Source organism: Tahibacter harae (assembly GCF_024437735.1).
Lineage (GTDB): Bacteria > Pseudomonadota > Gammaproteobacteria > Xanthomonadales > Rhodanobacteraceae > Tahibacter > Tahibacter harae.
This window is the reverse complement of record NZ_JANFQO010000008.1, coordinates 37868-53363: the sequence shown is the minus strand read 5'-3', so window position 1 is coordinate 53363 and position 15496 is coordinate 37868. Positions and strand designations below refer to the sequence as shown.

The following is a 15496-nucleotide window of genomic DNA, read 5'->3' as shown; positions in this document are numbered from 1 at the left end:
AGCCACCACAACATCCGGAGACCCGCCATGTACCAAAGCGTCGTTATTCCATGGCTTGCTCGCGACGACTACGACGCTATGCGGAGCCTGCTGCCGAGACGAAGCTGGCAGGCCACCTACGACCTTTGGCTCGCTCAGGCCACCCGGGCTGCAGAGAAGGCGGCAAAGCAAGGCGCTGTCGTCCGGAAGATCGAGGTTCGCCCAGGCGAATTCGCCGCATGGCTCAGTCGGCCCGGATGGCTCAGTCGGCCCGGCGTGGCAATCAAGGCCAATCCCCTGCTCGCCTACGCAATGGAGATTGCCCATCGCGTCCACGCCCAGGGGCAGCCGCACTGAAATAGCCATGTCACGCCGCCTCTTGCTTGGGGCGGCGGTCGGTGCAGCGCGCGCGGTGCAGGGCATCGAGCCGCAGCGCCGCATTCCCCTTGGGCTGTTTCGTCCGCCCCTGGCGGATCTCGGAAACCGCTGAGGTGGAATGGCCAATCGCGGTCGCGATGGCTTCCAGTGTCATCCCTGCGGCGCAGAGATCTTCAACGATGGTTGACCAGTTCGTTTCCATGCCGATCAGACTACAGAATACTGTAGCTGGCAGTCAACAGCATTCTGTTACTGACGGCTGTAATGCTCGTGGCATGACGAGCATCGGCGAACGAGTCCGGGCGGAGCGGAAGCTGCAGGGCATGTCCCGGCAGGACCTCGCGCGCGCTACCGGCATGGGTTACAGCACCTTAGCGGAGCTGGAAAACGGGCGGATGCGCTCCACTACAAAGCTTCACGCCATCGCGGATGCGCTCGCCGTTTCGGCGGCCTGGCTCGAGACCGGGCGAGGCACGAAGCGGGTTGACGCGGCCGAGTTCCTGGCGTCGCAGCTGACGAGATTTGACGACGCCACGATGGCACAGGCAATCGACTTGCTCTACCAGATCGCCGACCACCGCCCTGACGATCACCGCTTTGCGCGGCTTACCTGGCCAATGATCCAAGTCGCCGCGAAGGCTGTCGCGCGCGCGGCGGCCGGCGAATCCCAGCGCAAGATCATTGCTGACATGTTGGCAGAAATTGATCAGGGGGTTTGACCATGCTCGACCAGGTAGCGTTGAAGTCGCTGGCGATTGAACTTGCGTCGGCGATGCCGCCGGCTCCGGCGCGCGAAGAACAAGATTTCCCACGACTTGACCAGTCGCCACGGGCCAGGGCGCTTCGGCGCATTTCCGAGATTGTCAAGACGCGAGGCTGGGAGGCGGCAGTGACGCGCGCGCTCGACCAGCACGGCGCAACATGCGTTGCGGACCTATCTGACGAAGCCGTGTACCAGCTTCGTGACCGCGTAGAACGGTATGAAGACTGCGCCGAAACCTGTTGCGATCCCGACGACGCGCTGCCCGCGCGGTAGGAAAAATGGCCGCCCGTGACGGGGCGGCCATTTTTCGAGCGAAAATTACAGAATACTGTTGACAGTCAATTACAGTATTCAGTAGTCTCTGCCCCGGGCCGCCGGATTCCCGGCAACAGGGGCGAAAGATGGAAGGCATCCAGACTAACCGTGAGCTCTTTCAGCAAGAGCTGGCGCGTCAGTACACCGCGCTTTTCGCAGTTGACCCAGACTACATTGCTGCGCGGAAGCGCCACACGCCCGAAGGCCTTGCTCAGTTGATGACTGCCGGCCTTGAGCGCGGCAGCGCCGACAAGTCTGGGCGGGGCGTGCGCAATACCTGCTCGGTTCTCGGGATCAAGCACACCTACAAGGCAATCTCTGCGTACATGGCGGGCGATTGCCAGGCGGCCCGCGCATGACCGCCGTCACCCCCGCCCAGCGCGGCCGCACCGCGGCCGCCCGCAACCAGATCCTCTACCGCGCCTGGGCCTGTGAGCAGGCGCTCGCTGCCGCCGCGCGCCGGCCGAGTGGCCGCCTCGGGCTCTCCGAATTAGCGCTGCTCGGCGCAGCCGCCCGCCACTCTGCGCTCGCATTCGAGCTGGCACCGGAAGCGGTGTCGAAGGCGGTGCGCTCGTGACCCATCGCAGTATGAGGGCCAGTCCCCGCACGATTCGAGCGACGATCATCGGCCACGCGGTCGGCGTCGAAGTGCTGCTGGTGCGCGCCTCCGACGCGGCAAGCGCCGCCGAGCGCGGGCAGTGCCTGCAGCGCGCCGAGCGCCGCGCCGAATCTGCCCTCTCCTGGGCGAGGCTGCTGAGCGCTCCTGTTGGCCAGGGCGGTGCCGCATGACGCCCCGCGCCTTCTACCTGCTCACGGCCTTGCTGGCGCTGCTACCGGCTGCGGCCGTGGCAATCGGGGCTATGTCGCCGACCACGGTAGCCGTGATCGTTCGCGCGGCACTCTACCTTTCCGGTGGCGTGTTGCTTGTCATGATCGCTGTCGATATCGCGCTCCGGTCTTGGGCGTGGCCTGCGCGGCGCCGCCCTACACCCAAGCTGCCCTTCCGCCCCCTGCGGGCAGCGCCGCCGCTGCGCAAGTCGCTGCGCCAGCGCGCGGTCGCCCGGCTCGGCCTGGTGCTGCTGGAGCGGGTGATGGTGCGGCGCCCGGCCGATGTCGTCATCGGCGGCGCGGCCGCGCCCTACCTGAAGCGCTGGTTCCTGATCCCGCGCAACCGCTGGTTCAACATCTACCTGCACCTGTTCCTGCGCAGCGACGACGACAGGGCATTGCACGATCACCCGTGGCTGAACTGCTCGCTGCTGCTGCAGGGCCAGTACACCGAGCACACCATCGCCGCCGGCGGCGTCCACCATCGCGCGCTTCGTCTCGCCGGCGACGTCGTCGTGCGCCGGGCCAAATCCGCGCACCGCATTGAGCTGCACGCCGGCAGCTGCATCACCCTGTTTTTCACCGGGCCCGTGCGCCGCGGCTGGGGGTTCCACTGCCCTCAGCGGTGGGTGCCGTGGCGCGACTTCACCTCCGCCGACGGCCGCGAAGTCGGCCGCGGCTGCGACCAGTAGGAGGCCGCATGTTCAACGTCGTGCACATTTTCCAGAAGCTGCTGCGCAGACCGGAACGGGTTCCGACTCAGCAGCAGATCCATGCCCGGGTGCGGGCCCGGCTCACCGGCCGCCGCAATCGTTTGTTGGTCACCGGGGAGCGCCTGGCCATTGCCCAGGCCAAGGCCTGGCGCTGGGTCTGCGCCGGCCTCGACGCCCACCAAGCCGTTGCCCGCGCCGTGGCCTGGGCAACCTGCGCCACCGACCCCTTCCCGCCGCCCGGCTGCGCCGCAGCCGCCTAACCCAACCCAACCGGAACCCGCCATGGCTATTTCACTCGCCAGCATTTCCCGCAGCGTCCGCAACTCGCTGCCGCCGCGCGTCGTCATCCACGGCGAAGGCGGCGTCGGCAAAACCACCTTCGCCGCCAACGCCTATCGCCCCATTTTCCTCCCCTTCGAAGACGGGCTCGCCGGCCTCGAAGTCGACAGCTTCCCGCAGATCACGGCCTACGCCGATGCCGTCGCCGCCATCAACAGCCTCCGCGCCGAAGCGCACGAATACGGCACCGTCGTCGTCGACAGTCTCGATTGGCTGGAGCCGCTGATCTGGCAGAAGGTCGCCATCGACAACGGCAAGCGCTCTATCGAAGACATCCCCTACGGCAAGGGCTATGTCGAGGCGGCGCCGCTCTGGCGCGAGATCCTCGACGGCCTCAATGCGCTGCGCACCGAGCGCGGCATGGCCGTGATCCTGATCGCGCACAGCGAAATCAAGCGCTTCGAAGCGCCCGACTCCGAGCCCTACGACCGCTACCAGATCAAGCTGCACAAGACCGCCGGCGCGCTGGTGCGGGAGTGGGCCGACATCATCGGCTTCGCGCACCACGAAACCGCGATCAAGAAAGAGAACACCGGCTTCAACAACCAGCGCGCGCGCGGCATCGCCACCGGCCGCCGGCTCCTGCGCGTCGTGGAGACGCCGGCATGCGTGGCCAAGAACCGCTACAGCCTGCCCGAAACCCTCGAGCTCACCTGGCCGGCACTGCTGGCGGCGATGTCGCCGCAGCCGCAGGCCGCCTAACTCAGCCCCCAGCACGGACACCCGACAATGGCAAACATTGGATTTTTTGACCCGAGCACGGTCCCGCCCCAGCAGGACTTCACGCCCATCCCCGCCGGCGAATACGTCGCGCAGATCGTCGACAGCGAAATGAAGGCGACGAAGACCAACAACGGCCAGTACCTGAATCTGACGTACTCGGTCCTCGACGGCCCCTACAAGGGCCGCCTGCTGTGGACGCGGCTGAACCTGGACAACCCCAGTGCGCAGACGGTTCAGATCGCGCAGCAGCAGCTTGCCGCGATCCTGCACGCCGTCGGCCTCGGCCCGATCAACGACAGCGCGCAGCTGCACCATAAACCGCACCTGATCCGCGTCGAGTTCGTCCCGGCCGGCAGGGACCGCAAGGGCAACATCCGCGAGCGCGACAGCAACGAAATCCGCGGCTGGAAGAAGCTCGAGGGTCAGGCGCCGGCGGGTGCGGGCGCGCAGGCGCAGCAGCAGATGCCGCTGCAGCATCAGCAGCCCACCCAGAACCAGGTTCCGCAGCAGCAGCCCCCGCAGCCCGCAGTCTCCGCCGGCGGCCGCCCCGCCTGGGCGCGCTGACGCTTTCGGCGGCGTCGCGCAAGGATCAGCGTTCCCCCTGTCGCTGACTTGGCGCGGCGCCGCCACCCCTTCATCCAACGAGGATTTGCCATGAAACGCGGAAGAAAGACCGCGGCGGGAGCCGCTGCGCCTGAAATTCAGCCGGCACCGCCGGCTACATCCCTGGTCCTGCGCTGTTGTAGCGCGGAGCTGCGCAGTCACGGTGGCTTCCAGTGGCCCGACCGGATCGGCGCGCTGGTCGAAGCACCGGACTGGTCCCCGCGCGAGGTCTGCGGCTTTGGTCTGCACGGTTGGTTGCACGGCGCCGGCGATCACTCCGTCGCCGATCACGCCGGCAGCGCCGATGCCAAATGGCTGGTGCTCGAAGTCGTCAGTAGCGAAATCGTGATGCTGGGCGGCAAGTGCAAGTTCCCGCGCTGCACGGTGCGCTTCATCGGTGATCGCGGATCTGCTGCGGCGTATCTGATCGAGCACGAACCCCAAGCCAAGGCCGTCGCGGTCATCGGTGCTGTTGCGTGCGATGAATCGGACCAGGCCACAGTTCTGGTGGGCGCTCTCGGCACCGCCACGGCCGGCTACCGCGGCACCGCCACGGCCGGCTACCGCGGCACCGCCACGGCCGGCAACTACGGCACCGCCACGGCCGGCGAGAGCGGCACCGCCACGGCCGGCTACCGCGGCACCGCCACGGCCGGCAACTACGGCACCGCCACGGCCGGCTACCGCGGCACCGCCACGGCCGGCAACTACGGCACCGCCACGGCCGGCGAGAGCGGCACCGCCACGGCCGGCGAGAGCGGAGAGCTTCGCATCCAGTGGCTGGACGAAAAAGCCAAGCGCTACCGCACCGCCATCGCTTACGTCGGCGAAGACGGGATCAAGCCCGACACCAAGTACCGCCTCGACGACAACCACAAATTCGTGGAGGTGGAGTCGTGATTACCTCACTTGCGGCCAATGAAATTTTCGTCTTCGGTTCGAACCTGGCCGGCCACCACGCCGGCGGCGCCGCGCGCCAGGCTGCGGAATGCTTCGGCGCGACCGATGGCGTCGGCGAAGGCATGACCGGGCACTGCTACGCATTCCCGACCCTCGGGCACCAGCTCGAACGACTGCCGCTGCAGCAGCTCGAGGCATCGCGTGACCGCCTCTACAGCTGCTGCCACAATCATCCGCAGTTGCGGTTTCTGTTGACCAAGGTCGGTTGCGGTATCGCCGGCTACGCGGAGCAGGCAATGCAGGATCTCTTTCAGGATCCGCCGCGCAACCTGGTGCTGCCGCACGACTGGCAGCAGGCGCAGGCCGCGTAATGGCGCTACTGCCCGCCATCCCTGCGCCGGACCCCACGCTCGACGCCGTCGACCGCGCCGTCGAAGCGCGCCAAGCCGCGGAGAAGCCGCGGCCGTACCTTGGTATGTCCGCAATCGGCGAGCCTTGTTCGCGGCGGCTCTGGTACGGCTTCCGCTGGGCGGTGCAGCAGCAGTTCCCGGCGGGGACGCTGTACAAGTTCGAGGACGGGCACCGAACCGAGGACCTGGTCGCGGCGCGGCTGCGGCTGGTGCCGGGCCTGACCCTGCACACGATCGATCCCAGCACGGGCCGGCAGATCGGCTACACCGATCACGGCGGCCACTTCCGTGGCCACATGGACGGCGCCGTGCTGGGACTCCTGCAAGCGCCCAAGACCTGGCACGTGTGGGAGTGCAAGGCCACCAACGACGAGAAGCAGGGGCTGCTGCTGAAGCTCAAGGCCGAAGGCGAGAAAGCTGCGCTTGCGGCCTGGGATCCGATTTACTGGGCCCAGGCCGTCGTCTACATGCACTACAGCGGCATGGATCGCCACTACCTCACCTGCACCACGCCAGGTGGGCGCAGCACCATCAGTGTTCGCACCGATGCCGATGCCGATGCCGCGAAGCGCTTGGCGGAAAAGGCGCTTCGGATCATCGTGGCGTCGACGCCGCCGGAGCGGATCTCGGAAGACCCGGAGTGGTACCAGTGCGGCTGGTGCCCGGCGCATGCCATTTGCCACGGCGGCAAGCTCCCGAACGTGAGCTGCAGGACCTGCGCGCATGCCACGCCCGAACTCGATGGCGACGGCCGCTGGACCTGCGCGCTGTGGCGCAGCGACATCCCAGGTGAGGCCCAGCACCTGGGATGCGACGGCCATCGCTACATTCCGGCGCTGGTAGTGTTCGCCGAAGCCGTCGATGCCGATGCGGCGGCGAACTGGATCGAATACCGCCTGCCGGACGGCCGGACCTTTCTCAATGGTGATCCTGGCGCCCTGGGTCCGCGCGCGTACACCAGCGCGGAGCTGCGCGCGATTGATCCAGCATTGATCGGCGACGACTTCGTAGATGCCGCCCGGACGGAGCTCGGCGCGCAGGTGGTTGCATGAAGCCGCGCCCGAATCATCCCAAAGCCTGGGCCGCGAAAGATCGCGACCTGGTGCTGAAGCACTTCGCTGACACGCCAACAGCGGAGCTCGCGCGCCGGCTCGGCCGGCCCGCATACCAGGTCAGCCAATGCGCCGCGCGCATGGGCCTGAAGAAGTCGGCGGCATACCTCGCAAGCCCGGCCGCGTGCCGACTGCGCCGTGGCGACGGCACCGGATCTGCAACCCGATTTCGGCCCGGTCAGGAGCCGTGGAACACCGGCAAGAAAGGGTGGCAAGCCGGCGGCCGCAGCGTCCAGACCCAGTTCAAGCCCGGCCACCGCAGCGGCCGCGCCGCCGCGATTTACCAGCCGGTCGGCGCCGAGCGCATCAGCAAGGACGGCATTCGTCAGCGCAAGGTAAACGACGACATGCCATTCCAGGGGCGCTGGAAAGCCGTCCACGCGATCAACTGGGAGGCCGCGAACGGCCCCATCCCGAAGGGTTACCTCGTCGTCTTTCGCGACGGCAACCGCGACAACGTCGCGCTGGAGAACCTGGAGCTGATCTCGCGCAGCGAAAACCTGCGCCGCAACTCCCTGCACCGATTCCCGAAAGAGCTGGTTTCGCTATGTCAGCTCAAGGGTGCCGTCACCCGTCAACTCAACAAACGAGCCCGGAAATGAAGAACAAAATCGAAGACCTGCGCAACCACCTGTTCGAGATGCTGGAGCAGGTGAAGGACAAGGATACCGACGTCGATCTCGACCGCATGCGCCTGGGCACCGACATTGCACAGACCATCATCAACAGCGCCAAAGTCGAGGTCGATTTCCTGAAAGTCGCCGGCGGCGGCAAAGGCAGCGGCTTCATTCCCGAGGAGCCGAAGACGCTGCCGTCGGCGGGGCAACCTGGCGCGCAGCCTCGCGCAGCAGGCCGGGGCTGATCGATGCAGCTGCGCCCCTACCAGCGCGAAGCCATCGACAGCGCCTGGAAGTATCTGCGTGCCTGCGACGGAAACCCCTGCCTAGTCCTGCCTGTCGGCGCCGGCAAGACCATCGTGATGGCGGAGCTGATCCGCGAGGCCATCACCGCGTTCCCGGGCACGCGCATCGCCGTTGTCGCGCACGTTCGGGAGCTGGTGGCGCAGAACGCGGACAAGCTGCGCCGGCATTGGCCTGAGGCAAAAATCGGGATCTACAGCGCCAGCCTGAACCGGCGAGACCGCTTCGAGCCCGTGACCTTCGCGAGCATCCAGTCCGTGTACGACAAAGCCATGCAGCTCGGGCGCTTCGACCTGGTGCTGGTGGATGAGGCGCACCGGATACCGCTGCGAAGCGAGGGCATGTATCGCACGTTTCTGGAGGGCTGCCAGCGCGCGAACCCGGCCGTGCGCGTGATCGGGCTCACGGCGACGCCGTACCGGCTCGGCGCTGGCATGGTCTGTGGACCCGACTACATCCTCAACGACGTTGCCTACGAAGCTCGAATCGCCGATCTGATCCGTGACGGCTTCCTGTCGCCACTGGTCAGCAAAGGCGGGGCGGCCCGGGCAGATCTCAGCGGTGTCCCCATCCGCAACAACGAATACGCGGCGAAGCAGCTGGAGCAGGCGTCGCGCGCGCCCGGCATCGTCGAGGCCGCATGTGACGAAATCGTCCGCTACTGTAGCGACCGCCGGGCATGGGTGTTGTTCTGCGCCGGCGTCAGCCATGCCAACGACGTTGCGGCGGAGCTGGTGCGCCGCGGCGTGGCCGCCGCAGTCGTGGAAGGCGACATGCCAGCCACGCGCCGGGACAGGGCCATCGAGGATTTTCAGCAGGGGAGGCTGCGCGCGCTGGTCAATGTCAATGTCCTGTGCGAGGGCTTCGATGCGCCGCACGTGGACGCGGTGGTGATGCTGCGGTCGACCAAGTCGGCCGGTCTATACGTCCAGCAGGTCGGCCGCGGCACGCGACTCTGCGACGGCAAAGCCAACTGCTTGGTGCTGGACTTCGCCGGCAACATCGCCGAGCACGGCCCGGTCGACAGCATCACCGTCAGGGCGCCGCGCAAGGCCGGCGACAAAGCCGAAGTCGAGGGCGCGCCCACGAAAGAGTGCCCGCAGTGCCAGGCCATCGTCGTCATCCAGGTCCGCACCTGCAGCTGCGGCTACCTCTGGCCATTCGAAGCCTCGCCGCGGCACGACGCCACCGCCACCGACGCCGAGATCCTGTCGGGCGCCGTCGCCGCAAACAAGCACGCCGTGACGGCGATCCACTATGCGCGGCACGAGAAGCCGGGATCGGTACCGAGCCTGCGCGTGACCTATTCCTGCGGGCTCCGCCTGTTTCGGGAATGGATCTGCCTTGAGCACGGTGGGCTGCCGCGCGGCAAAGCCGTGGCGTGGTGGACGCGGCGCCTGGCGGGCGAAGTGCCGACCTCGATCGACCGCGCGCTGGCGCTCGCACCGCAGCTGGCCCGCCCCACCCACATCTTCGTCGCCGAGCGCGGCAAGTATCCGGAGATCACCAGCCATGAATTCGATCACGCCAGGCCGTAAAGCGGACTGGCTCGAAACCCTGCGCCGCGCCGCGGCGATCGTCGAGGCGCTGCCGGTGGAGCGGCCGTGCCGACTCTGCGACAGCTTCGACAATGGCAGCTGCCGGCGCTGGAGTGCGGAGATACCGGCCGCTGCCCAGGGGCAGGGCTGCGACGCCTTTGAAGACGCGGTTCCATTCTGAGGTGGACGCCATGGACGAGTCGCTGTGGCTCACTGAAGAGCAACTGGCAGAGTTCACCGGCTACCGCTGGCGTGCGAAGCAGCAGCAGGCCCTGGCCGAGATGGGTGTGGCCTTCGCCGTAAATCCCCGCGGCCGCATCCTGGTGCGGCACGACGCCGTTGGCGGCGGCAAGCCCGTGCGCTCCAAGAAGGTGGAGCCGAACTGGGGCGCCATCCACAAGGGAGCTGCGTGATGGGCAGGCGTCGCAAGAGCCTCAAGCACTTGCCGCCGCGTATGCGGCTCCGGCACGGCAGCTACTTCTACGACGACAAGCGCGCCGGCGCAGGGCGGGGCTGGATCAACCTCGGCAGGGACTATGGCCTGGCCCTGGTGAAGTGGGCGGAGCTGGAGGGCCGGCCGCGGGATCAGCCGCGCACCGTCGCGCATGCGATCGGCCACTACCTTGAGACCGAGGGTAAAGCCCTGGCCGCGTCCACGCGTGAGGGCTACGCCCGCGGCGCCGCACGCTTGATCGCAGTCTTCGGCGCCATGGACCTGTCCGACCTCGAGCCGGCGGCGGTCTACCGCTACCTGCGCGAGCACGGAAACGTCCAGGCCAATCGCGATGTGGCGCTGTTGTCCGTCGTCTACAAGTGGGCGAGGGCGTGGGGCTGGCACCGTGGCGAAAATCCATGCGCGAAGGTGCCGCGCAACAAAGAGAAGCCGCGAGAGCGGTACGTGACAGACGAAGAGCTATCGCGCTTGCTCGACCATGCGGGCAACGCCATGGTGCGGCTGATCATCGAGCTGGCCTACCTCATCGGTCAGCGACAGGGCGACGTGCTCGATATCCGCGTCGAAGATATTGACGACGCCGATGGCGTTTTTATCCAGCAAGGCAAGACCGGCAAGCAGCAGCTGTTTGAGTGGTCGCCGGCGACGAAGCGCGTGGTAGAGCAGGCGCTAGCCATCGGCCGACGCGGAAAGCGTGTGTTTCTGTTCGAGTCGAACAGGGGCGAGCGCTACACTGGCGGCGGATTCCGCACGCTGTGGCGCCGCATAAAACTCGCCGCCGGCCTCCCCGATGTCCAGTTTCGCGACCTGCGCGCGAAAACAGCCAGCGACGACGAGTTCGGTGCACAGCACCGGCTAGGACACCAGGACGGACGGGTGACAAAGCGTCACTACATACGTCGGGCGTCGCAGGTCAAGCCAATTCGTTAAGCGATTTGCGCGAACGCCTGTTCCATGGGCGTAAGGGTCTTGATATATGCAGCTGGCACCAGCTCTTTGACGCGATTTGCGGCGCGAAGAGCGTTGTGGTAGCTGGCGTAGCCCTCGCCTGAAGTTGCAATCTTTTCGCCGTTGCCGGCGACGAGGCGCCACCGCCATTGCTTCGCGCTCTTATCCCTGAATATCTCGAAATGCGGTTGTCGCAAGACTGGTCTTGTGACAATCGGCCGAGTTAACGAAGTGATTCTAACGTGCATGATTTTGATCACTATCCGGCGCCGCCCGGGCCGGGAAGATAGAGGCGGCGCCGGCACCCTACGCCTATTAGTGACCTTGCTGCAATGGCTGATAATCCACTAGAATCAATGCTCTTGGCGGCTCATATGTAGAGTCTGTTAATCACTGGGTCGGCGGTTCGAGTCCGTCTCGGGGAGCCAAATGCGAAACGGCCTGCAGCGATGCAGGCCGTTTTTCTTTTCGACGCATTGTTGTGCCGGGATTCTCTTCGCAGCCGTCGCGCAGAACCTGAAACTCAGCGGCAGATTGCAAATGCATCGCTTGCGGCAAGCGTCTGCAATGAGTCGCCAAGCGAACGAAATAGCCGTGCTTTCCGGCGACGAGATCCTCGTGGATTTGTCCGCTCGTTCGCTGCGCGCAATGGCCGGAACTTCCCGTTTCCTTCGCTTCCGGCGAAAGGATGCTGGAGCTGCGGTCTCCGGGAATGCGAAATTCGATACCAGTGATCTCGTATTCCGTTGCCGTTTCCTGCGGGCGGTGCTGTTGCTTTGCAGTGAGGGGCTATCGCCTGGCATGGGGTGCGAATATCTGTGCTGAATCGCGCAACGGGGCGTATGCCGGATGCGCAATACCGCCGCGTGATGGCCGTACCTGTCTGGCGGAAAACAGCGTCGGCAGCCCACCGCCTTCCCAAGTCACCACCGGCGCCGCTGCGCATTCCCTTGCAGCAGAAACGGCGGCGCCGGCAGTGCGGGTTTGCCTGGTGTGAAGCCCGGCTCGCCGCTTTCCGTACGGCGCGGGCGGGCGGTGGAACGTTCAGGCCGCGCTCGGCAGCCGCCGGCGTTCCTCGCGGATCAGGGTTTCGTTGATGCGGATGAATTCGCGCAGCAGATCGTCGCCGGGATTGCTGGCGAGTTCGGCGCGGGCGCAGCGCACATAGGTTTCCAGCCGCTGGATGGTGCGTATGTCGGCCAGGGTCTTGCGGGCAGCGGCTTGCATGGGGCGTTCTCCGGGTTCTCGGTGGCCACGGCGCTCTGCAGCGCGCCGGCCGTTGGCTCCCTCGGTCATGGGGCTTATTCGTCCCGTCAGCGTTACGGGCTTCCCTGTGCCCGCCGCGTGCCCACGTCCTCGGAGCGGGCACAGATTGCCCCGCGCCGGTTCCGCGCGATACCGGAAATCACCGCGCGAACGCCTGGGAAATTTCCTAGATCTGCCGCGGTGGCCGGGAGCGCTGCGCGCAGGTGTGGTTGGGGCGTTGTTTCCTGCGTCGTTCGTGGCGTGCCGTCGTAGCCGTCCTTGCCACGCTGTCGTGGCGTTCGTTCCGTGGGGGGGCTGCCGGTGCTGTCCTGCGGGCCTGTGACGCGGCACGCAGGACGTTCCGGGAAAGGCGCGTGCCTGCGCCAGGCTGCAGGTCCGGCGCTCGACGGCGACGGCCGCAGTTGCGGCGGCCGGGCCGTGTCCGTGCGGCGTATCTGCTCGTGGCGTCGCTCAGGACCCTCCGTGATAGCTGGGCGCGGCACAGGCGGCTGCCGCCTGTTCCGGAGTCGCCCTGCCGCTCCGGGCGCGGCCGGCGTTGTTGAGCACGATGGTGCGCGCATAGGCGGCGCCGCGCCGGCCGCACAGAGTCAATGTGAGGTTGGTGCCTTCGGCGGTGCCGTCGGGACGGTAGCGCACGCGCTGGCGGCCGTTGCTGCTGACCACGCGCAGGCTGTCGTCGTGGCCGCCCTGCAGCAGCAGGGATTCGTCCGGATCGTATTCGGCGTTGCGGTTGCGGTCCTCGAACATGATCCAGCCGCGGTGCCAGTGCGAGGAAACCACGCAGTTCCCGGCCTCGGCCGGGCAGACGACGACATTGTTGCTGCGGCTCACCGCGTTGCCGCGGGCGTGGGCCAGCGTGGTCATCCATTGGTTGACGCCGCTGCTGAGCTGGGTGCGCGCCAGCGCGTCGCCGAGCGCAGGCAGGCCCAGGCAGACCAGGGTGGCCGCGATAATCAGGACAAAAAGCAGCTCAAGCAGGCTGAAACCGTGCGGGCGGGCAGAGCAGGGCATGGCGGTATCCGTCAGGTCAGGGGAGTACAGCCTAGAAATCCGGCCGCGCCGGCGGCAGCGGCATTTTTCCCGCATTGCGCTAGGACAAATCCGATTCCGGCCTGGGCTTGATCGCAGCCGCGGGGCTCCCACCTATACTCGCTGCTCTGCGGAGGATCCCATGTCTGACCGATTCGAATTGGTATCGCCCTACCGCCCCTCCGGCGACCAGCCCACGGCGATCGCGCGCCTGACCGAAGGTTTCGAGGCCGGCCTGGCGCACCAGACCCTGCTCGGCGTCACCGGCTCGGGCAAGACGTATACGATTGCCAATGTGGTGCAGCAGATCCAGAAACCCACCCTGGTGCTGGCGCCGAACAAGACCCTGGCCGCCCAGCTCTACGGCGAGTTCAAGGAGTTCTTCCCGCACAACTCGGTGGAATACTTCGTCAGCTATTACGACTACTACCAGCCCGAGGCCTATGTGCCGTCGAGCGACACGTACATAGAGAAAGATTCCTCGATCAACGACCACATCGAACAGATGCGCCTGTCCGCGACCAAGGCGCTGCTGTCGCGCCGCGATGCGCTGATCGTGGCGACGGTGTCGGCGATCTATGGCCTGGGCGATCCGGACCAGTACCTCAAGATGCGCATGCACCTGATGCGCGGCGAACATACCGATCAGCGCGAACTGATCCGCCACCTCACCGAGCTGCAGTACACGCGCAACGATTTCGAGCTCAAGCGCGGCACCTACCGCGTGCGCGGCGAGGTGATCGACGTGTTCCCGGCCGAAAGCGAGATGGAGGCGCTGCGCATCGAGCTGTTCGACGGCGATATCGAGACTCTGTCCATCTTCGATCCGCTCACCGGCGCGGTGTTGCGCAAGGTGCCGCGCTTCACCGTCTATCCCAAGACTCACTACGCCACCACGCGCGAAAGCGTGCTGCACGCGGTGGAGACCATCAAGGAAGAGCTGCGCGAGCGGCTGGACCAGCTGTACAAGGCGAACAAGCTGGTCGAGGCGCAGCGCCTGCAGCAGCGCACCCAGTTCGATCTGGAGATGCTGGTGGAGATCGGCTACTGCCAGGGCATCGAAAACTATTCACGCCACCTTACCCGCAGCCTGCCCGGCGATCCGCCGCCGACCCTGTTCGACTACCTGCCGCCGGATGCGCTGCTGGTGGTAGACGAATCCCATGTCACCGTGCCGCAACTGGGCGGCATGTACAAGGGCGACCGCTCGCGCAAGGAAACCCTGGTGGAATACGGCTTCCGCCTGCCCTCGGCGCTGGACAACCGCCCGCTGCGCTTCGCCGAATGGGAAGCGCGCGCGCCGCGCTCGATCTTCGTCTCGGCCACGCCGGCGGACTACGAGCTGGAAAAGTCCCAGGGCAGCGTGGTCGAGCTGCTGGTGCGCCCCACCGGCCTGGTCGATCCGGAAGTCGAGGTGCGCCCGGTCGCGACCCAGGTCGACGATCTGCTCGGCGAGGCGCGCCTGCGCATCGCCCAGGGCGACCGCGTGCTGGTCACCACGCTGACCAAGCGCATGGCCGAGAACCTTACCGAATACCTGGCCGACCACGGCATCCGCGTGCGCTACCTGCACTCGGACATCGAGACCGTCGAGCGCGTGGAAATCATCCGCGACCTGCGCCTGGGCGTGTTCGACGTGCTGGTCGGTATCAACCTGCTGCGCGAAGGCCTGGACATGCCTGAGGTCTCGCTGGTGGCGATCCTGGATGCGGACAAGGAAGGCTTCCTGCGTTCCGAGCGTTCGCTGGTGCAGACCATAGGCCGCGCTGCGCGCCATCTGCGCGGCAAGGCCATCCTGTACGCGGACAAGATCACCGATTCCATGAAGGCGGCCATGGAGGAGACCGAGCGCCGCCGCAACAAGCAGATCGCCTACAACCAGGAGCACGGCATCACGCCGCGCTCGGTAGTGCGCAAGATCTCCGACATCCTCGAAGGCGCGCGTTCGGATGCGGCCGACAAGGGCCGCGGCAAGGGCAAGGGCGCCAAGGCCGAGCGCAAGGTGGCCGAGACTGCGGCGGACTACAGCCTGCTCTCGCCGGAACAGATCGCCGCGCGCATCAAGAAGCTTGAGGCGCAGATGTTCAAGCACGCGCAGGATCTGGAGTTCGAGGAGGCCGCGCGGGTGCGCGATGAAATCCACAAGTTGCGCAGCGAAGGACTGATCGGTTCCTGAGCGGCCTGGTTCTCGCGGTTGCGGTGCGGGAGCGGCCTGGCGATGACGTGCTGTGCGCTCAGGCTGGCCGCTGGTTGCGCGGCGAAGGTCCTACCGGTTCCC

At 66.5% G+C, this 15496-nt stretch carries 25 protein-coding genes; 21 read left to right on the top strand and 4 right to left on the bottom strand.

Annotated elements, in window-relative coordinates; genetic code table 11:
• Window positions 1–27 precede the first annotated feature (27 nt).
• Window positions 28–336 (top strand): hypothetical protein, encoded by a 309-nt coding sequence (locus tag NM961_RS10380; protein ID WP_255914181.1) that lies wholly within the window; start codon window positions 28–30, stop codon window positions 334–336.
• 10 nt (window positions 337–346) lie between these two features.
• On the opposite strand, the gene NM961_RS10375 is transcribed toward NM961_RS10380, so the two are convergent.
• Window positions 347–559 carry a helix-turn-helix domain-containing protein gene (locus NM961_RS10375; RefSeq protein WP_255914180.1) on the bottom strand — a complete coding sequence of 71 codons (213 nt, stop codon included), beginning with the start codon at window positions 557–559 and terminating at the stop codon, window positions 347–349.
• Between the two features lie 73 nt (window positions 560–632).
• On the opposite strand from NM961_RS10375, the gene NM961_RS10370 reads away from it, so the two are divergent.
• The 18 genes from NM961_RS10370 (at window position 633) to NM961_RS10285 (ending at window position 10905) form a co-directional block, all read left to right on the top strand.
• A complete protein-coding gene (locus NM961_RS10370; RefSeq protein WP_255914179.1) occupies window positions 633–1076 on the top strand; it encodes a helix-turn-helix domain-containing protein in 444 nt (147 codons plus the stop codon).
• A 2-nt stretch (window positions 1077–1078) separates the two neighbouring features.
• Window positions 1079–1393 carry a hypothetical protein gene (locus tag NM961_RS10365; RefSeq protein WP_255914178.1) on the top strand — a complete coding sequence of 105 codons (315 nt, stop codon included), beginning with the start codon at window positions 1079–1081 and terminating at the stop codon, window positions 1391–1393.
• A 128-nt stretch (window positions 1394–1521) separates the two neighbouring features.
• Window positions 1522–1794: a hypothetical protein gene (locus tag NM961_RS10360; RefSeq protein WP_255914177.1), complete on the top strand. Its 273-nt coding sequence runs from the start codon at window positions 1522–1524 to the stop codon at window positions 1792–1794.
• Window positions 1791–2012: a hypothetical protein gene (locus NM961_RS10355; protein WP_255914176.1), complete on the top strand. Its 222-nt coding sequence runs from the start codon at window positions 1791–1793 to the stop codon at window positions 2010–2012. The genes NM961_RS10360 and NM961_RS10355 overlap by 4 nt, the downstream gene beginning before the upstream one ends.
• A gap of 11 nt (window positions 2013–2023) precedes the next feature.
• A complete protein-coding gene (locus NM961_RS10350) occupies window positions 2024–2224 on the top strand; it encodes a hypothetical protein (RefSeq protein ID WP_255914175.1) in 201 nt (66 codons plus the stop codon).
• The gene (locus NM961_RS10345; RefSeq protein WP_255914174.1) at window positions 2221–2955 is read left to right on the top strand and encodes a hypothetical protein; all 735 of its coding nucleotides are present in this window, start codon (window positions 2221–2223) and stop codon (window positions 2953–2955) included. Before NM961_RS10350 ends, NM961_RS10345 begins: the two co-directional genes overlap by 4 nt.
• A gap of 8 nt (window positions 2956–2963) precedes the next feature.
• Window positions 2964–3236 (top strand): hypothetical protein, encoded by a 273-nt coding sequence (locus NM961_RS10340; RefSeq protein WP_255914173.1) that lies wholly within the window; start codon window positions 2964–2966, stop codon window positions 3234–3236.
• 22 nt (window positions 3237–3258) lie between these two features.
• The gene (locus NM961_RS10335; protein WP_255914172.1) at window positions 3259–4017 is read left to right on the top strand and encodes an ATP-binding protein; all 759 of its coding nucleotides are present in this window, start codon (window positions 3259–3261) and stop codon (window positions 4015–4017) included.
• Between the two features lie 27 nt (window positions 4018–4044).
• Window positions 4045–4602, top strand: a complete 558-nt coding sequence (locus tag NM961_RS10330; RefSeq protein ID WP_255914171.1) for a DUF669 domain-containing protein — start codon at window positions 4045–4047, stop codon at window positions 4600–4602.
• Between the two features lie 90 nt (window positions 4603–4692).
• Entirely contained in the window at window positions 4693–5541 is an 849-nt protein-coding gene (locus tag NM961_RS10325; protein WP_255914170.1) for a hypothetical protein, read from the top strand.
• Window positions 5538–5912, top strand: coding sequence for an A1S_2505 family phage non-structural protein (locus tag NM961_RS10320; RefSeq protein ID WP_255914169.1), 375 nt, complete (start codon window positions 5538–5540; stop codon window positions 5910–5912). Before NM961_RS10325 ends, NM961_RS10320 begins: the two co-directional genes overlap by 4 nt.
• Entirely contained in the window at window positions 5912–7003 is a 1092-nt protein-coding gene (locus tag NM961_RS10315) for a hypothetical protein (protein WP_255914168.1), read from the top strand. The genes NM961_RS10320 and NM961_RS10315 overlap by 1 nt, the downstream gene beginning before the upstream one ends.
• Window positions 7000–7665: an HNH endonuclease signature motif containing protein gene (locus NM961_RS10310; RefSeq protein WP_255914166.1), complete on the top strand. Its 666-nt coding sequence runs from the start codon at window positions 7000–7002 to the stop codon at window positions 7663–7665. The genes NM961_RS10315 and NM961_RS10310 overlap by 4 nt, the downstream gene beginning before the upstream one ends.
• A complete protein-coding gene (locus tag NM961_RS10305; protein WP_255914165.1) occupies window positions 7662–7925 on the top strand; it encodes a hypothetical protein in 264 nt (87 codons plus the stop codon). The genes NM961_RS10310 and NM961_RS10305 overlap by 4 nt, the downstream gene beginning before the upstream one ends.
• 3 nt (window positions 7926–7928) lie before the next feature.
• Window positions 7929–9521 (top strand): DEAD/DEAH box helicase, encoded by a 1593-nt coding sequence (locus NM961_RS10300; RefSeq protein WP_255914164.1) that lies wholly within the window; start codon window positions 7929–7931, stop codon window positions 9519–9521.
• Window positions 9496–9702, top strand: coding sequence for a hypothetical protein (locus NM961_RS10295; RefSeq protein ID WP_255914163.1), 207 nt, complete (start codon window positions 9496–9498; stop codon window positions 9700–9702). The genes NM961_RS10300 and NM961_RS10295 overlap by 26 nt, the downstream gene beginning before the upstream one ends.
• Window positions 9703–9712: 10 nt before the next feature.
• Entirely contained in the window at window positions 9713–9934 is a 222-nt protein-coding gene (locus NM961_RS10290) for a DUF4224 domain-containing protein (protein ID WP_255914162.1), read from the top strand.
• Window positions 9934–10905, top strand: coding sequence for a tyrosine-type recombinase/integrase (locus NM961_RS10285; RefSeq protein ID WP_255914161.1), 972 nt, complete (start codon window positions 9934–9936; stop codon window positions 10903–10905). The genes NM961_RS10290 and NM961_RS10285 overlap by 1 nt, the downstream gene beginning before the upstream one ends.
• On the opposite strand, the gene NM961_RS23985 is transcribed toward NM961_RS10285, so the two are convergent.
• Window positions 10902–11171 carry a YegP family protein gene (locus tag NM961_RS23985; protein WP_305119121.1) on the bottom strand — a complete coding sequence of 90 codons (270 nt, stop codon included), beginning with the start codon at window positions 11169–11171 and terminating at the stop codon, window positions 10902–10904. The genes NM961_RS10285 and NM961_RS23985 overlap by 4 nt on opposite strands.
• Before the next feature lie 181 nt (window positions 11172–11352).
• On the opposite strand from NM961_RS23985, the gene NM961_RS10280 reads away from it, so the two are divergent.
• Window positions 11353–11748, top strand: a complete 396-nt coding sequence (locus NM961_RS10280) for a hypothetical protein (protein ID WP_255914156.1) — start codon at window positions 11353–11355, stop codon at window positions 11746–11748.
• Window positions 11749–11967: 219 nt separating this feature from the next.
• Here NM961_RS10280 and NM961_RS10275 read toward each other — a convergent pair whose 3' ends face one another.
• Together NM961_RS10275 and NM961_RS10270 are read right to left on the bottom strand one after the other, a co-directional pair.
• Entirely contained in the window at window positions 11968–12150 is a 183-nt protein-coding gene (locus NM961_RS10275; protein ID WP_255914155.1) for a hypothetical protein, read from the bottom strand.
• A 489-nt stretch (window positions 12151–12639) separates the two neighbouring features.
• Window positions 12640–13200: a GspH/FimT family pseudopilin gene (locus NM961_RS10270; RefSeq protein ID WP_255914154.1), complete on the bottom strand. Its 561-nt coding sequence runs from the start codon at window positions 13198–13200 to the stop codon at window positions 12640–12642.
• A gap of 160 nt (window positions 13201–13360) precedes the next feature.
• On the opposite strand from NM961_RS10270, the gene uvrB reads away from it, so the two are divergent.
• Window positions 13361–15394, top strand: a complete 2034-nt coding sequence (uvrB, locus tag NM961_RS10265) for an excinuclease ABC subunit UvrB (protein ID WP_255914153.1) — start codon at window positions 13361–13363, stop codon at window positions 15392–15394.
• Window positions 15395–15496: the final 102 nt, after the last annotated feature.

Coding starts and splice junctions, on each gene's coding strand:
- NM961_RS10300 (WP_255914164.1), top strand. CDS start 7,929: ATGCAGCTGCGCCCCTACCAGCGCGAAGCCATCGACAGCGCCTGGAAG.
- NM961_RS10335 (WP_255914172.1), top strand. CDS start 3,259: ATGGCTATTTCACTCGCCAGCATTTCCCGCAGCGTCCGCAACTCGCTG.
- NM961_RS23985 (WP_305119121.1), bottom strand. CDS start 11,171: ATGCACGTTAGAATCACTTCGTTAACTCGGCCGATTGTCACAAGACCA.
- NM961_RS10285 (WP_255914161.1), top strand. CDS start 9,934: ATGGGCAGGCGTCGCAAGAGCCTCAAGCACTTGCCGCCGCGTATGCGG.
- NM961_RS10375 (WP_255914180.1), bottom strand. CDS start 559: ATGGAAACGAACTGGTCAACCATCGTTGAAGATCTCTGCGCCGCAGGG.
- NM961_RS10315 (WP_255914168.1), top strand. CDS start 5,912: ATGGCGCTACTGCCCGCCATCCCTGCGCCGGACCCCACGCTCGACGCC.
- NM961_RS10360 (WP_255914177.1), top strand. CDS start 1,522: ATGGAAGGCATCCAGACTAACCGTGAGCTCTTTCAGCAAGAGCTGGCG.
- NM961_RS10310 (WP_255914166.1), top strand. CDS start 7,000: ATGAAGCCGCGCCCGAATCATCCCAAAGCCTGGGCCGCGAAAGATCGC.
- NM961_RS10290 (WP_255914162.1), top strand. CDS start 9,713: ATGGACGAGTCGCTGTGGCTCACTGAAGAGCAACTGGCAGAGTTCACC.
- NM961_RS10380 (WP_255914181.1), top strand. CDS start 28: ATGTACCAAAGCGTCGTTATTCCATGGCTTGCTCGCGACGACTACGAC.
- uvrB (WP_255914153.1), top strand. CDS start 13,361: ATGTCTGACCGATTCGAATTGGTATCGCCCTACCGCCCCTCCGGCGAC.
- NM961_RS10305 (WP_255914165.1), top strand. CDS start 7,662: ATGAAGAACAAAATCGAAGACCTGCGCAACCACCTGTTCGAGATGCTG.
- NM961_RS10345 (WP_255914174.1), top strand. CDS start 2,221: ATGACGCCCCGCGCCTTCTACCTGCTCACGGCCTTGCTGGCGCTGCTA.
- NM961_RS10280 (WP_255914156.1), top strand. CDS start 11,353: ATGCGAAACGGCCTGCAGCGATGCAGGCCGTTTTTCTTTTCGACGCAT.
- NM961_RS10365 (WP_255914178.1), top strand. CDS start 1,079: ATGCTCGACCAGGTAGCGTTGAAGTCGCTGGCGATTGAACTTGCGTCG.
- NM961_RS10325 (WP_255914170.1), top strand. CDS start 4,693: ATGAAACGCGGAAGAAAGACCGCGGCGGGAGCCGCTGCGCCTGAAATT.
- NM961_RS10355 (WP_255914176.1), top strand. CDS start 1,791: ATGACCGCCGTCACCCCCGCCCAGCGCGGCCGCACCGCGGCCGCCCGC.
- NM961_RS10350 (WP_255914175.1), top strand. CDS start 2,024: ATGAGGGCCAGTCCCCGCACGATTCGAGCGACGATCATCGGCCACGCG.
- NM961_RS10330 (WP_255914171.1), top strand. CDS start 4,045: ATGGCAAACATTGGATTTTTTGACCCGAGCACGGTCCCGCCCCAGCAG.
- NM961_RS10275 (WP_255914155.1), bottom strand. CDS start 12,150: ATGCAAGCCGCTGCCCGCAAGACCCTGGCCGACATACGCACCATCCAG.
- NM961_RS10340 (WP_255914173.1), top strand. CDS start 2,964: ATGTTCAACGTCGTGCACATTTTCCAGAAGCTGCTGCGCAGACCGGAA.
- NM961_RS10270 (WP_255914154.1), bottom strand. CDS start 13,200: ATGCCCTGCTCTGCCCGCCCGCACGGTTTCAGCCTGCTTGAGCTGCTT.
- NM961_RS10370 (WP_255914179.1), top strand. CDS start 633: ATGACGAGCATCGGCGAACGAGTCCGGGCGGAGCGGAAGCTGCAGGGC.
- NM961_RS10295 (WP_255914163.1), top strand. CDS start 9,496: ATGAATTCGATCACGCCAGGCCGTAAAGCGGACTGGCTCGAAACCCTG.